This window comes from Conexibacter woesei Iso977N, from assembly GCF_000424625.1.
Taxonomy (GTDB): domain Bacteria; phylum Actinomycetota; class Thermoleophilia; order Solirubrobacterales; family Solirubrobacteraceae; genus Baekduia; species Baekduia woesei_A.
This window is the reverse complement of sequence record NZ_AUKG01000002.1, coordinates 402,446-415,386: the sequence shown is the minus strand read 5'-3', so window position 1 is coordinate 415,386 and position 12,941 is coordinate 402,446. Positions and strand designations below refer to the sequence as shown.

The 12,941-nt window shown below is 72.8% G+C and carries 10 protein-coding genes; 4 read left to right on the top strand and 6 right to left on the bottom strand.

Annotated elements, in window-relative coordinates; genetic code table 11:
* Positions 1 to 7 precede the first annotated feature (7 nt).
* A complete protein-coding gene (locus tag H030_RS0114255) occupies positions 8 to 712 on the top strand; it encodes a metallophosphoesterase family protein (RefSeq protein ID WP_027006603.1) in 705 nt (234 codons plus the stop codon).
* A 6-nt stretch (positions 713 to 718) separates the two neighbouring features.
* Here H030_RS0114255 and H030_RS32180 read toward each other — a convergent pair whose 3' ends face one another.
* Positions 719 to 1,852, bottom strand: a complete 1,134-nt coding sequence (locus H030_RS32180; protein ID WP_051222683.1) for a sensor histidine kinase — start codon at positions 1,850 to 1,852, stop codon at positions 719 to 721.
* Positions 1,853 to 1,919: 67 nt separating this feature from the next.
* Here H030_RS32180 and H030_RS0114245 point away from each other — a divergent pair, with 67 nt between their 5' ends.
* Positions 1,920 to 2,438, top strand: a complete 519-nt coding sequence (locus H030_RS0114245; RefSeq protein ID WP_155892048.1) for a hypothetical protein — start codon at positions 1,920 to 1,922, stop codon at positions 2,436 to 2,438.
* Positions 2,439 to 2,651: 213 nt separating this feature from the next.
* On the top strand, positions 2,652 to 4,022 hold the full coding sequence (locus tag H030_RS32175; RefSeq protein ID WP_051222681.1) for a reverse transcriptase family protein: 1,371 nt from the start codon (positions 2,652 to 2,654) through the stop codon (positions 4,020 to 4,022).
* Here the strand turns inward: H030_RS32175 and H030_RS37105 are convergent.
* The 5 genes from H030_RS37105 to H030_RS0114215 form a co-directional block, all read right to left on the bottom strand.
* Entirely contained in the window at positions 4,019 to 5,011 is a 993-nt protein-coding gene (locus H030_RS37105) for a GGDEF domain-containing protein (protein WP_051222679.1), read from the bottom strand. The genes H030_RS32175 and H030_RS37105 overlap by 4 nt on opposite strands.
* A gap of 144 nt (positions 5,012 to 5,155) precedes the next feature.
* Complete coding sequence (locus tag H030_RS0114230; RefSeq protein WP_027006601.1) at positions 5,156 to 6,382, bottom strand: acyl-CoA dehydrogenase family protein; 1,227 nt, start codon at positions 6,380 to 6,382, stop codon at positions 5,156 to 5,158.
* Complete coding sequence (locus H030_RS0114225) at positions 6,382 to 7,680, bottom strand: acyl-CoA dehydrogenase family protein (RefSeq protein WP_027006600.1); 1,299 nt, start codon at positions 7,678 to 7,680, stop codon at positions 6,382 to 6,384. Before H030_RS0114225 ends, H030_RS0114230 begins: the two co-directional genes overlap by 1 nt.
* Positions 7,681 to 7,793: 113 nt before the next feature.
* A complete protein-coding gene (locus tag H030_RS0114220; protein WP_027006599.1) occupies positions 7,794 to 9,026 on the bottom strand; it encodes a cytochrome P450 in 1,233 nt (410 codons plus the stop codon).
* Positions 9,027 to 9,040: 14 nt separating this feature from the next.
* Positions 9,041 to 9,556: a GNAT family N-acetyltransferase gene (locus tag H030_RS0114215; RefSeq protein WP_027006598.1), complete on the bottom strand. Its 516-nt coding sequence runs from the start codon at positions 9,554 to 9,556 to the stop codon at positions 9,041 to 9,043.
* A gap of 150 nt (positions 9,557 to 9,706) precedes the next feature.
* Here H030_RS0114215 and H030_RS0114210 point away from each other — a divergent pair, with 150 nt between their 5' ends.
* On the top strand, positions 9,707 to 12,898 hold the full coding sequence (locus H030_RS0114210; protein WP_155892047.1) for an OmpL47-type beta-barrel domain-containing protein: 3,192 nt from the start codon (positions 9,707 to 9,709) through the stop codon (positions 12,896 to 12,898).
* The last annotated feature ends 43 nt before the right edge of the window (positions 12,899 to 12,941 follow it).

Below are 12,941 nucleotides of genomic sequence, written 5' to 3'. Positions count from 1 at the left end.
TGGCGACATGCTCGCGATCTTGTATGACATCCACGGCAACCGGCCCGCGCTGGAGGCGGTCCTGGCCGACGCGCGCGAGCATGGCGCGACCCGCTTCCTGCTCGGCGGCGACTACTCGGCGTTCGGCGCGTGGCCGGTCGAGTGCGTGGAGATCCTGCGCGGGCTGCCCGAGGACACGACGTGGATCCAGGGCAACTGGGAGCGCTGGCAGGCCGATCCGGGGTCGGCGTTCGACCAGCCGGTGATCAGGGGCGCCAACGCGTTCGTGCGCGAGGCGCTCGGGCCGGGCGCGGTCCAGGAGCTCGGCGGGCTGCCGAGGCAGGTCGTGCTCGGCGACACGCTCTTCGTGCACGCCTCGCCGCAGTCCGACGTCGTCGCCTTCGGGCCGGAGGCGAGCGCTGAGGACGCCGCGATGCTGCTGGAGATCCCGCAGGCGCGGATCGTCTTCGGCCACACGCACCTGCAGTTCCTGCGCTCGGCCGAGGGCGGCGCCGAGCTCGTCAACCCGGGCTCGGTCGGCCTGCCCTGGGACGGCGACACCCGCGCCGCCTACGCGACGTGGGACGACACCGAGGACATCGACGCGGTCACGCTGCGCCGCGTGACCTACGACGTCGAGGAGTCCGCCTCAGCCCTCGACGCCCTCGGCGCGCCCTGGGCAACCGCGACCGCCCACCGGATCCGGACCGCGCGCTTCGACCTGCCGTCGTAGGGGCGGCTAGCGCGCGTCGCCGCGCGGGGTTCCCGGCGCGGTCGGCGTGTCGGGCAGCAGCGTGTGGAACGCCGAGCCCTGGCCCTCGCCGTCGGACTCGACGTAGATGCGGCCGCCGTGGCGCTCGGCGATGCGGCGGCAGATCGCCAGGCCGATGCCGGTCCCGGCGTACTCGTCGCGGCCGTGCAGGCGGGTGAACATCGCGAAGATGCGCTCCTGGTCGGCGATCGGGATCCCGATCCCGTCGTCGGAGACGGTCACGACGCAGCCGCCGATCGTCCTGCGCGCGCTGACGCGCACGTGCGGCACCTGCTCGGGCGGGTGGAACTTGACCGCGTTGCCGATCAGGTTCTGCAGCAGCTGGGCGAGCTGCGTCGGTTCGGCCTCTAGCGTCGGCAGGTCCTCGACGGTGACGACCGCGCCCTGCTCCTGGATCGCGGGCGCCAGGAACGCCAGGACGCCGTCGACCAGCCCGCGGAGGTCGACCTGCTCCCTGCGCGGCTCCTCGTTGGCGACCCTCGAGTACTGGAGCAGGTCGTCGATCAGCGCACGCATCCGGACCGCGCCGTCAGACGCCTGGCGCAGGTACTCCCGCGAGCGCTCGTCGAGCGCGCCGCCCGAGCGCCGCTCCAGCAGCCCCAGGAACGACGCGACCATCCGCAGCGGCTCGGACAGGTCGTGCGACGCGGTGTAGGCGAAGTCCTGCAGCTCGCCGTTGGTGGTCAGCAGCCGCTCGGCGCGCTGCTCGAGCTCGTGCTCCATCGCCAGCCGGTCGGTGACGTCGCGCCCGACGATGTAGAACGCCTCGTCGCCGGGCCCGCCCGACCACGCCATGTGGACGACCGTGCCGTCCTTGCGGACCAGGCGGCAGACGTACTCGGCGATCGTCTCGCCCTGCGCGAGGCGCCCGATCTGCACGCGCGTCTCGTCGCGGTCCTCAGGATGGACGAGCTCCAGGTACGGCTTGACCGCCAGCTCCTCGCGCGAGAAGCCGAGCTGCGTCTCCCATGCGTCGTTGAACAGCTTGAGCAGCCCGTCGAAGCCCGCCGCCGCCAACAGGTCGGGCGACATGGCGAACAGCCGGGCGAGGTGGCCGGCGTCCCCGCCGACCACGGCCTCCGCTGCCTGCGCGGTGTCCATCGAGTCCAAGTCCAGCTCCTCCGGAGCGGGATCCTCTCACAGCGCGCGGCGTGGCATGCTGAGGGCGATGGAAGAGCCTGAACAGGAAGCCGAGGAGATCGACCTCGTCGCGACCGTCGGCCCGCTGGACGCGGTCGTCGAGACGCTGCGCGACGTGCTGCACCGGTCCGGCGCGCTGCGCGTCGCGGTCGTCGTGGACGGCGCGCAGGATTCGCCTGCCGCGCTGGTCGACGTCGGCCGGCTGGCGCCGGTCGAGGTCCGGATCGGCGACCGCATCATGCACCTGCCGCACGCGATCGAGCTGGAGGCCGAGTCCTTCGGCGGCGCGATCGAGCTGCGCCAGCTGCCGCCGTTCGAGGTCGACCCCGAGACCGGCCAGGTGACCGGCACGCTCGGCGGGCTGGACATGCTCGCCGACGCGATGCGCGAGCTGGCCGCACTGCTCGGCGGGCGCTCGGTGGCGATCGCGGTCTACCAGACGATCACGGCCGGCATCGACCTGACCGTGACCGCCCGCGGCGGCGAGCCGGTCCTGGTCACCCTCGGCGACGAGGAGTGGGAGATGCCGGACCGCCCGGAACGCTGAGGCCTGCTGTGTAGTCCGGCGCTATGCTGCCGCGCAGCGCGGCGCCGGGCCCGAGCCGGTGCGCCCGCCCTCGGGCGGGCCACCTCTCCGGGGTCACCCCGGGGATCAGCAGGAACCACGGCACGGCAGCGCGTGCGGGCTGCGGCGACGAGCCGCCATGCCCCGCACGCACGACACGGGACCGTCGGGCCCGGCGCCGCCGCCACGTCCGTCATGCCGCCGCCTCCCGACCAGCCGCAGCCCCTTCGCTCCGACGCGGCGGCGGCGCTCGCCGACGCGTTCCTGGCGGGCGCGTGGACGCGGCCGGGGATGATCCAGCGGGGCCACGATGCGCTGGGCGTCGAGGCGGTCCCGGGGCTGCGATGGCTGCGGCGGGAAGTCGATCGCGTGCTGGCGGCGTACGCCCACCCACCGCGCGACCGCCCGCGCGAGCTGGCGGCGTTCGTCGCGGCGACCATCGACGCGCGCCGCGCGGCGCCGTTCCCGCCCAAGCACCGGCTCGTCGCGCCGGGCGCGATGGCCGGCAGGCGGCCGTGGCCCGCGATCCCGGAGCTCGACACGGCGGGCGACCTCGCGGACTGGCTGGCGCTGTCGCACGGCGAGCTGGCGTGGTTCGCCGACGTGCAGTCCCGGGAGCGGCGGGCCGACGACCGGCGGCTGCGCCACTACACGTACGCGTGGTCGGCGCGCCCCGGCGCGCCCGTGCGCTTCCTGGAGCAGCCGAAGGCGCGCCTGAAGGCCATCCAGCGCCGGATCCTGCACAAGCTGCTCGTCCACGTCCCGGCCCACGACGCGGCCTACGGGTTCGTGCCCGGACGCGATGTCCTACAACATGCCCGGCGCCACGCCGGCGCGGCCGCGGTCCTGCGCTTCGACGTCCGCGACTTCTTCGTCTCGCTCCCCGCGGGCCGCGTCTACGGGATCTTCCGGCTGGCGGGCTACCCCGAGGCGGTCGCCCACGCGCTGACCGGCCTGACCACCAACGCGGTCCCGCCCGGCGCGTGGGCCGACGTCCCGGCGCCCGCCGACCCCGCGCTGCACCGGCAGCACGTCCTGCTCGGCCGCCGTCTCGCCGCGCCCCACCTCCCCCAGGGCGCGCCGACCTCGCCGCTGCTGGCCAACCTCTGCGCGTTCACGCTCGACCGCCGGATGGCCGCGCTCGCCGTCAAGCTCGGCGCGACCTACACGCGCTACGCCGACGACCTCGTCCTCTCCGGCGACCGCGCGCTCGCGCGCCACGCGCAGCGGACCACGCAGACCGTGCGCGCGATCGTCCGCGGCCAGGGCCTGCGGCTCAACGAGACCAAGACCACCATCATGGTCGCCGCCCAGCGCCAGCGCGTGACCGGCATCGTCGTCAACGACCACCCCAACATCGCCCGCGACGAGTACGACCGCCTCAGGGCGATCCTCCACAACGCCGCCCGCGCCGCCGACCCGCACGCCGAGAACCGCGCCCACGTCCCGGATTTCCGCGCGCACCTGCGCGGCCGGATCGCCTGGGTCGAGCACGTCAACCCCCAGCGCGGCGCGAAGCTCCGCGCGCGCTTCGAGCAGATCGCCTGGCCGGCGTCGCCGCGCTAGGCCGCGAGCACCAGCGGCTCGACGGCGCCCGACGCCAGCCGGACGCAGTTGCGCCCGTCCTGCTTGGCCAGGTACAGCGCGGCGTCGGCGCGCGCGTAGGACTCGTCCCACACGAACGTGCCCGGTGCCGCGGCCGCGACGCCGAAGGACATCGTCACCGCCAGCCCGCCGATCGGCCCTGCCGCGATCGCCGCGCGCAGCCGCTCGGCCAGCTCGGCCGCCGCGCCCTCCTCGGCGCCCGGCATGATCACCGCGAACTCCTCGCCGCCCACGCGGTAGGCCAGGTCGAACGCGCGCAGCTCCTTGCGGATCACGTACGCGAGGTCCCGGAGCACGTGGTCCCCCACGCCGTGCCCGTGGGAGTCGTTGACCGCCTTGAAGTGGTCGACGTCGCCGACGATCACCGCGACCGGCCCGCCGGTCACCGCCGACTGGTGCTCGATCTCGTGCGTGCGCGCGGCCAGCGCGGTCCGGTTCAGCATCCCGGTCAGCCCGTCGAGGATCGCGGCGCTGCGGTGCTGCGCGTCGGAGTCGCGGATGACCGCCGACATCATCACGACCGCGACCAGCGTCGCGACCGGGAGGGTCAGGAGGATCGGGTCGTGCAGGACCGCCGCGCCGCCGAAGGCCAGCGACGCGCCGCACATCAGGACCAGCGTGTACGCCGTGAAGACCCACACGACGCGCGACGAGAAGCGCCCGCCCGCGGCCACCAGCGGCCAGATCATGATCGCCAGCCCGACCGTGTGCTGGCGGGCGTCGACCACGATCGCCGTCGCCAGCATCGCCTGCCCGAACAGCAGCCCGGCGGCGATGACCAGCTCCGGCCGGTCGAACCTCGTCGCGTTGTGCTGCGCCCACGCGTAGCCGATCACCGCGCAGACCAGCGGGATCGGCGCGTAGATGCTGTCGAACGGGATCGTCGGGATCAGCAGCAGCGCGATCAGCCCGAGCACGCGCTGGTGCGCGGGCAGGATGCGCGCGTGCATGTCCAGGAACCGCTCCCGCTCGGGTTGGTCGCGGCAGATCCAGGACGGGCGATGCGATGGGGCGTTATGAGCCGTTTTCGGGCGCACGACACGGTGATCGGCGCCCGGTCAGCAAAACTAGAGACGTGCAGGAGAAAAATAAGCTCAACGAAGCTGAGCGCTACTCAACCCCAGGAGCTGCCGCGCGATGATCAGCAGCTGGATCTGCTGCGTGCCCTCGAAGATGTCCAGGATCTTCGCGTCGCGCGCCCACTTCTCCAGCAGCAGGTCCTCGCTGTAGCCGAGCGCGCCCGCCAGCTCGACGCAGCGCAGCGCGACGTCCACGCACGTCCGCCCCGCCTTCGCCTTGGCCATCGAGGCCTGCAGCGAGTTGGGCTTCGAGTTGTCGGCCATCCACGCGGCCTGCATCGTCAGCAGGTACGCGGACTCGTAGTCGGCGTCCATCTGGATGAACTCGGCGGCCGCCGCGCTCTGCGTCGCGACCGGCGCGCCGTGGTCGATCGTCACGCCCGCCTGCTCCAGGAGCTTCCTGGTCTCCTCCAGGCAGCCGCGCGTCAGGCCGACGGCCATCGCGGCGACCAGCGGGCGCGTGTTGTCGAACGTCTGCATCGCGCCCGCGAAGCCGTTGGTGTCGGCGATGCCGGGCGGGCCGAGCAGGTTCTCCTTCGGCACGCGGCAGTCGACGAGGCTGAACGCCGCGGTGTCCGACGCGCGGATGCCGAGCTTGTGCTCCAGGCGGTCGAGGACCAGCCCGGGGTTGGAGCGCTCGACGACGAACGACTTGATCGCCCCGCGGCCCTTCGTGCGGTCCAGCGTCGCCCAGACGACCACGAGGTCGGCGCGCTCGCCGGCCGTCACGTAGATCTTCTCGCCGTTGAGCACGTAGTCCTCACCGTCGAGGACCGCGGTCGTCCGGATCGCGGCGGAGTCGCTGCCGGCCTCGGGCTCGGTGATCGCCATCGCCGCCCAGCGGCCGGCGAAGCGCTCGAGCTGCTCGTCGTCGGCGACCGATGCGATCGCCGAGTTGCCCAGCCCCTGGCGCGGCATCGACAGCAGCAGGCCGACGTCGCCGCGGCACAGCTCCATGATCGACAGCGCGGTCGAGAGGTTCGACCCGTTGCGGGTGCCGCCGTCGTCGGCCTTCTTGCCGTTGCCGTTGCTCGACCGCCGCACGCCGGCGGCGCCCGCGCCGCCCATGTCGGAGCCGTCGTTCATGCCGTCGACCAGCGCGGCGAGCATGTCGAGCTCCTTGGGCCGCTCGTGCTCGTCGCGGTCGTACCTGCGCGAGATCGGCCGGAAGACCTCGTCGGCCACCTGTCGCGCCTGGGCGATCAGCGGGCCGAACTTCTTGGGGGTCTCGAGGTTGATCATCAGACGACCAGCACGCCTTCCATGAGGCCGGTGGCCCGCAGGTCGCGGTACCAGCGTTCGACGGGATGCTCGGCGATGTAGCCGGCGCCGCCGAGCAGCTGGACGCCCTCGGAGCCGATCTGCATGCCGTAGCGGGCCGCGAGCTGGCGCGCCAGCGCCGCCTCGCGGGAGAAGTCCTGCTCGGCGTCGGCGCGGGCGGCGGCGCGCAGCGCGACGAGGCGCAGGCCCTCCAGCTCGATCGCGACGTTCGAGACCGTGAACGCGACCGCCTGGCGGTGGCTGACCGGCTCGCCGAAGGCGATCCGCTCGTTCACGTAGGGGATGACGTAGTCGAGGACCGCGCGGCCGGCGCCGGCGGCGATCCCGGCCCAGGCCAGGCGCGAGCGGGCGATCAGCTCGGCGTAGACCGCGGGATCGGCGGCGCCCAGCAGCGCCTCCGCACCGACATGTACATCTTCGAGCTTGAGGCGGCCGAGGCCCGCGCCGCGCAGGCCCATCGCCGGGTCCTCCTTGACGGCGACGCCGCCGGCCCTGGGTTCGACCAGGAACAGCGCGGACGTCTGCGAGCCCTCCAGGCGCGCGGCGACGATCAGCAGCTCGGCGTCCTCGGCCCGCGGGACGAGCGTCTTCAGCCCGTCGAGGATGTAGCCGCCGCCGGTCGCGCGGCGCGCGACGGTCTCGAGGTTGTTGGGGTTGAACAGCGGGCGCGGCTCGGCGATCGCCAGCGCGGCCGCCGGGATGTCGTCGGAGACCAGCGCGGGCAGGTAGGTCGCCTGCTGGTCGGCGTCGCCCCAGAGCGCGAGCGCGGTGGCAACCGCGGCGGGCGCCAGCGCGCCGACGGTCAGGCCGGCGTCGCCGTGGGCGAGCGTCTCGGCGGCCATCAGCGCGGTGACCGCGCTGCGCTCCGAGATCGCGCCGCCCAGCTCCTCGGGCACGCCGAGCATCGTCAGCCCGAGCTCGCCGGCCTCCTTGAAGACCTCGTCGCGGCCCTCGCCCCTCTCGGCGGCGGCCGCGGCGGTGCGCAGGCGCGCCGACGCGAAGTCGCGCCACGCCTCGACGAGCATCTGCTGCTCGTCGCTCGGCGTGAGGTCGAACAGCCCCGTCCCGCCGGACTTCCGCGGCCGCGCGGGCTTCCCGAGCCGCTGCGCGGCGGAGAACGTCCGGCCCGCGCGCCCGACGACCTTGAAGCCATCGCGCGTGGCGCGGTACAGGACGCGCTCGGCGGGCTTGCGCGCCCCGAGCCGGTCCACCATGTCGGAGCCGGCCAGGCGGTTCAGCGCCCGGAGCCCAAGCCCCATCGATCGTTCGGCGACGGTCATCACGCCGAACAGTAGACGCAAGAGTTTCTTGGGTCAACTGGCCGCCGTCGTTCAGAAGACAGGCGACCTGTCCGCCAGGGCCGCGCGCTCCCCTACGCGTTGAGCCGCACCGGGAGGTTCTTGAGCTGGTTGATGAACGGCGACTCGGCGTAGTGGGGCTCGCCGGCGATCTCCATCGCCGGGTAGCGCTTCAGCGTCTCCTCGATCAGGATCCGCAGCTCCAGGCGCGCCAGCGCGGTCCCGAGGCAGAAGTGGCGGCCGCCCGCGCCGAAGGCCTGGTGCTCCGGGTTGCGGGTGACGTCGAAGCGGTCCGGGTCCTCGTAGCGCGTCTCGTCGCGGTTGGACGACACGTACCACATGGCGACCTTGTCGCCCGCCTTGATCTGCGCGCCGTTGAGCTCGACGTCGCGCGTCGCCGTGCGGCGGAAGTGCGCGAACGCGGGGAACATCCGCAGCGCCTCCTCGACGGCGCTCGGGACGAGCGACATGTCGGCGAGCAGCAGGTCGCGCTGCGACGAGTCCTCCATCAGCGCGCGCATCGCCGACGAGTACGTCGCCTTCGTGGAGTCGTTGCCCGCGGCGACGAGCAGGAAGAAGCCCATGACGATCTCGACGTCGGTCAGCTGCTCGCCGTCGATGTCGGCGTGGACCAACACGGACATCAAGTCCTCGGTCGGGCGCTCGCGCCGCTCCTCGATCAGCAGCTGGCAGCGCCGGAAGATCTCCGGCACGTCGCGCTCCATCACGGTCTGGACGCCCTCGGGGTTCATGTCCGGGTCGCCGGCGCCGAGCGTCTGGTTCATCAGCCGCGCCCAGATCGCGTCGTCCTCGGGCGCGGTGCCCATGAACGACCCGATGACGCGCGCGACGACCGGCTGGGCGACGTCGCTGACGAGGTCGGCGGTCTCGCGGCCCTCGAGGCGGTCGAGCACGGCGGTGGTGATCTCGCGGATCGCGGGCTCGTGCTCGGCGGTGCGCTTGGGCGTGAAGCCGCGCTGGAACAGCGCCTTGAGGCGGTCGTGGCGCGGCGGGTCCATCCCGATGAACATGCCCTGCGCGAGCGCCAGCGGCAGGATCGCGTCGGTCAGCAACGTGAAGCCGGTCGCCGAGGAGTAGGTCTCCCAGTCGCGCGAGACCGCGTGGACATCCTCAGCGGTCGTGACCGACCAGAAGCCCTTCTCGTCGGGGTACTCGGTGATCTTCTCGGTCCAGTGGACCGGGCACCCCCCGCGCATCCGCTTGAAGAGCTCGTGCGGCGGGCCGTCCGGCCAGTTCTCGCGCTCGGTGACGTTGACGTCCTTGAGATCAAGCGGTTCCGCGGACATGGTTTGACACTGTGTCAGATCGACCGCTCGAAGACCAGTTCCCGACCGTCGATCTCGTCGATCTGCTCGCCGACCTCGACGAAGCCGAAGGCCGCCGCGATCGCCAGCGAACGCGCGTTGCCGGGGCTGATCGAGGCGCGCGCGATCGTCGCGCCGTTGGCCCTCGCCCACGCCAGCAGCTCGGTGACCGCGGCCTGCGCGTAGCCGTTGCGGCGCATCGCCGGGATGATCCGGTAGCCGATCTCGACCATGCCGCGCTCGTCGGGCGCGCCGTGGTAGCCGGCGTGGCCGACGGCCGTGCCCGCGCCCGGCCCGGTCTCCGGGACGATCACGCGCACGAGCCACGGCGTGACCTCGGGCTCGCCGATCATCTGGCCGAGGCGCAGCGTCCACAGCCACGTGTCGTTGAGGAACTCGATCGGCAGCGCGACGCCGGCCGCGTCGCTCGCGGCACGCAGGTTGCCGGAGACCAGCGCCTGCAGCGCGGTCGCGTCGAGGATCTGAAGGCGGACCGTGGGGAGCTCGGGCATATGCGCAGCACATCCTCGCGGATGTTCCAAAGGTCGAACACGCATGTACCGAATGCATGATGTCCGGGAGGTGACCCGTCGTTAGCGTGCGCCGCCGACCGGCCGCACCGATGCGTCCGGCGCCTTTTCACCTCGGGGGAACTCAACAACGTGACCGGACGTCGCTTCCGCGCCGGGGCTTCTGCCTCGGCGGCCGTCGCGGTGGCCTGCAGCCTCGCGCTGCCGGCCGCCGGCCTGGCCAGCAAGCCTCACACCACGACCAGGACGAGCGCTCCGCGCGCCGCGGCCGCCAGGCCGGCGGCCGTGCGCCGCTCGTTCTTCCCGGCGAGCCTCTCGTCGGCGCCCGCCGCCGCCGCGCCGGGCAAGACCTACAAGTTGAAGGCCCGGCTCGTGAACCACGGCCGCGCCACCCACGCCGCGCGCTTCGCGGTGCGGCTCACGAAGGCCGGCAGCAGGCCGGTCGTGGTCGGCCACCGCGCCGTCGTGCTCAAGCCCGGCGCGAGCAAGGCCATCACCATCTCCGTCGCTCTGCCCAAGGGCCTCAAGAAGGGCTCCTACGCGCTCGTCGGCTGCCTGCCGAAGGGCACGCAGGGCTGGCTGGCGTGCGCGACCGCCGCCCGTCACGTCGAGGTCGGGACGGCATCGCCGGCGGCCTCCATCAGCGTCAAGCGCGCGGCGGCCGCCGCTGCCGAGAGCTGCTCGTCCGGAGCGCACACGCTCTCCAGGGCGGGCGACCACGTCTACGTCGAGATGGGCAACGGCGGCTACACGTCGGTCCACTCCGACGTGCACCTGATCTACGACGTCGCGGGCAACGCGCTGCTCGACGGCACCTACGTCGACCTCACCCAGCAGGCGACGCAGTGCCTGACGGACTTCAGCCTCGACTTCGAGCAGGCCAACGCCGACCCCGCCGGGCCGAACATGGCGGTCAGCTCGATCACGGTCAACGGGAGGCCGGCGACGTTCAGGTTCGCCCAGCCGACCTACCCCGGCGACCCCAACGGCCAGGACGACCCGGACCCCAACGCGCACCTGACCGGGCAGACCAACCCGATCTCGGCCACCAACCCCAACGCGCCCGCGTGCGCGCCGACGACCACGTCGGCGTCCGGCAACGGCCTGCAGTGCCCGGCCAACAAGCTGGTGATCACGCCGGCCGACCCGATCCCGAGCGGCGCGACGTTCGACGTCGTCGTCAACTACGCCGGCCGCCCCGGCGTCCACGTCGACGGCGACGGCTCGACCGAGGGCTGGTTCACCGGCACCGACGGCTCGTTCGTCACCACCGAGCCCGTCGGGACGATGGACTGGATGCCGCTCAACAACCACCCGTCCGTGAAGCCGACCTACGACTTCTACGACACGGTGCCGCTCGGCAAGACGGCGATCGCCAACGGCGAGCTGGTCTCGACGGCCGACGACGCGTCCGACCCCCGGATCGCCGGCGGCACGACGACGTGGCACTGGCACTCGCCGGAGCACATCGCCAACTACCTGGTGACCAACAGCATCGGGGCCTACGACCTGAGCAGCCGGATCTCCTCGACGGGCCCGAACGCGGGCGTCGTCTACTACCAGGCGCAGAGCGCGTCGATCGCGGCCACCAAGAAGGCCACCAACAAGACCGTGATGGACACCCAGCAGGACATCACGGACTTCCAGACGCAGTTCAACGGCGGGTTCCCGTTCTCGACCGACGGCGTGATCATCGGCACCCCGGGCGCGAGCTTCGAGGAGGAGATGCAGACGAAGATCACCTTCGCCGGCAGCTCGATCAGCTCGGGGACCTTCTACCACGAGAACATGCACCAGTGGTGGGGCGACAACGTCAGCGAGGGCAACTTCAACCTGACGTTCTTCAAGGAGGGCTTCGCGCAGCTGGGCGAGTACCTCAACAACGCCAAGAACGCCGGCGGGGGCGGCAACGTCCCGGGCTCGGCGAGCTTCGAGACGTCGCTGGTCAACCAGTTCAACACCAACTACGCCTCGACCTCGGCCTGGACCGGCGCGCCGTCGAACCCGACGCCGTCGTCGCTGTTCAGCACGTCGTTCACCTACCGCCGGCCCGCCACCGCGTACATCGCGCTGCGCCAGATCCTCGGCGCGACCCCGTTCAACAGGGCGCTCCAGGAGATCCAGGCGACCTACGGGGGCAAGAGCATCACCGAGCCCCAGGAGGAGGCCGTCTTCCACAAGTACCTGCCGAACCAGAGCGCGGCGTGCTCCACCAAGTTGGACACGTTCTTCACGCAGTGGTTCGACACCGCCTACCCGGCGGGCGGCGGCGCCAACAAGCCGCAGATCACGGGGCCGGGCCTGACTGGCCCGGGCTTCTACGACGCGACCGGCGGCTGCTCGTCGGGCACGGTCCCGGCGACGACCGCGACGGTCTCCCCCGCCGCGGTCGGCGGCTGGTACTCGGGCCCGTCGGTGACGCTGAGCGCCACCGACGCGGGCGGGCCGGGCGTGGGCACGTCCTACATCTCGGTCGACGGCGCTGACTTCGTGGCCTACACCGGCACGCCGGTCCCGGTCGCGGGGGACGGCACGCACACCGTCCGCTTCTACTCGGTCGACACGGCCGGCAACCAGGAGCCGGCGGGGTCGCTGACGTTCCAGGAGGACTCGACGGCGCCGGTGACGACCGCGGCGGTGACGCCGGTCCCGGACGGCGGGCAGATCGCGTCCGGCCCGGCCACGGTCACGCTGAGCGCGACCGACGCCGGCGGCTCGGGCGTCGCGGCGACCGCCTACGCGGTCGACGGCGGCGACCCGGTCGCGTGGACGGGCGCGCCGATCACGGTGTCCGGCGCGGGCGGCCACACGGTCGCGTTCTCGTCGGTCGACGTGGCCGGCAACCACGAGGCGACCAGGTCGGTGGCCTTCGTGATCGACGCAACCGGGTCGGCGACGGTCGGCGGCAACGTGCCGAGCACGCTCGCGCTGGAGGTCGGGGCGACGAGCGCGTCGCTGGGCACGTTCGTCCCGGGGGTCGCCGCCGACGACGGCACGACGATCCCGGTGAGCGTGACCTCGACGGGCGGCAACGCCGCGCTGACGATCGCCGATCCGAGCGGGACGGCGACCGGCCACCTGGTCAACGGCGCGTTCGCGCTGGCCTCGCCGCTGCAGGCCGCGGCGACGGCGGGCAGCGGGACGCCGTCGTTCGGCGCGGTGACCGGCGTCGCGTCGCCGCTGACGCTGCTGACCTACGCCGCACCGGTCACCAGGGACCCGGTGACGCTGTGGCTGAAGCAGTACGTCGGGGCGACCGACGCCCTGCGGACCGGCAGGTACGCCAAGACGATCGTCGTGACGCTGTCGACGACGCAGCCGTAGCAACCGGGAGGACGGACGGAGCGGAGCCGCGCAGCGCGCGCGG

What these genes read in the sequence shown, in the direction of transcription:
- H030_RS0114245 (WP_155892048.1), top strand. Translation starts at nt 1,920, where the DNA reads ATGGAAGAGCCTGAACAGGAAGCCGAGGAGATCGACCTCGTCGCGACC.
- H030_RS0114215 (WP_027006598.1), bottom strand. Translation starts at nt 9,556, where the DNA reads ATGCCCGAGCTCCCCACGGTCCGCCTTCAGATCCTCGACGCGACCGCG.
- H030_RS37105 (WP_051222679.1), bottom strand. Translation starts at nt 5,011, where the DNA reads ATGCACGCGCGCATCCTGCCCGCGCACCAGCGCGTGCTCGGGCTGATC.
- H030_RS0114230 (WP_027006601.1), bottom strand. Translation starts at nt 6,382, where the DNA reads ATGATCAACCTCGAGACCCCCAAGAAGTTCGGCCCGCTGATCGCCCAG.
- H030_RS32180 (WP_051222683.1), bottom strand. Translation starts at nt 1,852, where the DNA reads ATGGACACCGCGCAGGCAGCGGAGGCCGTGGTCGGCGGGGACGCCGGC.
- H030_RS0114220 (WP_027006599.1), bottom strand. Translation starts at nt 9,026, where the DNA reads ATGTCCGCGGAACCGCTTGATCTCAAGGACGTCAACGTCACCGAGCGC.
- H030_RS0114255 (WP_027006603.1), top strand. Translation starts at nt 8, where the DNA reads ATGCTCGCGATCTTGTATGACATCCACGGCAACCGGCCCGCGCTGGAG.
- H030_RS32175 (WP_051222681.1), top strand. Translation starts at nt 2,652, where the DNA reads ATGCCGCCGCCTCCCGACCAGCCGCAGCCCCTTCGCTCCGACGCGGCG.
- H030_RS0114225 (WP_027006600.1), bottom strand. Translation starts at nt 7,680, where the DNA reads ATGGGGCTTGGGCTCCGGGCGCTGAACCGCCTGGCCGGCTCCGACATG.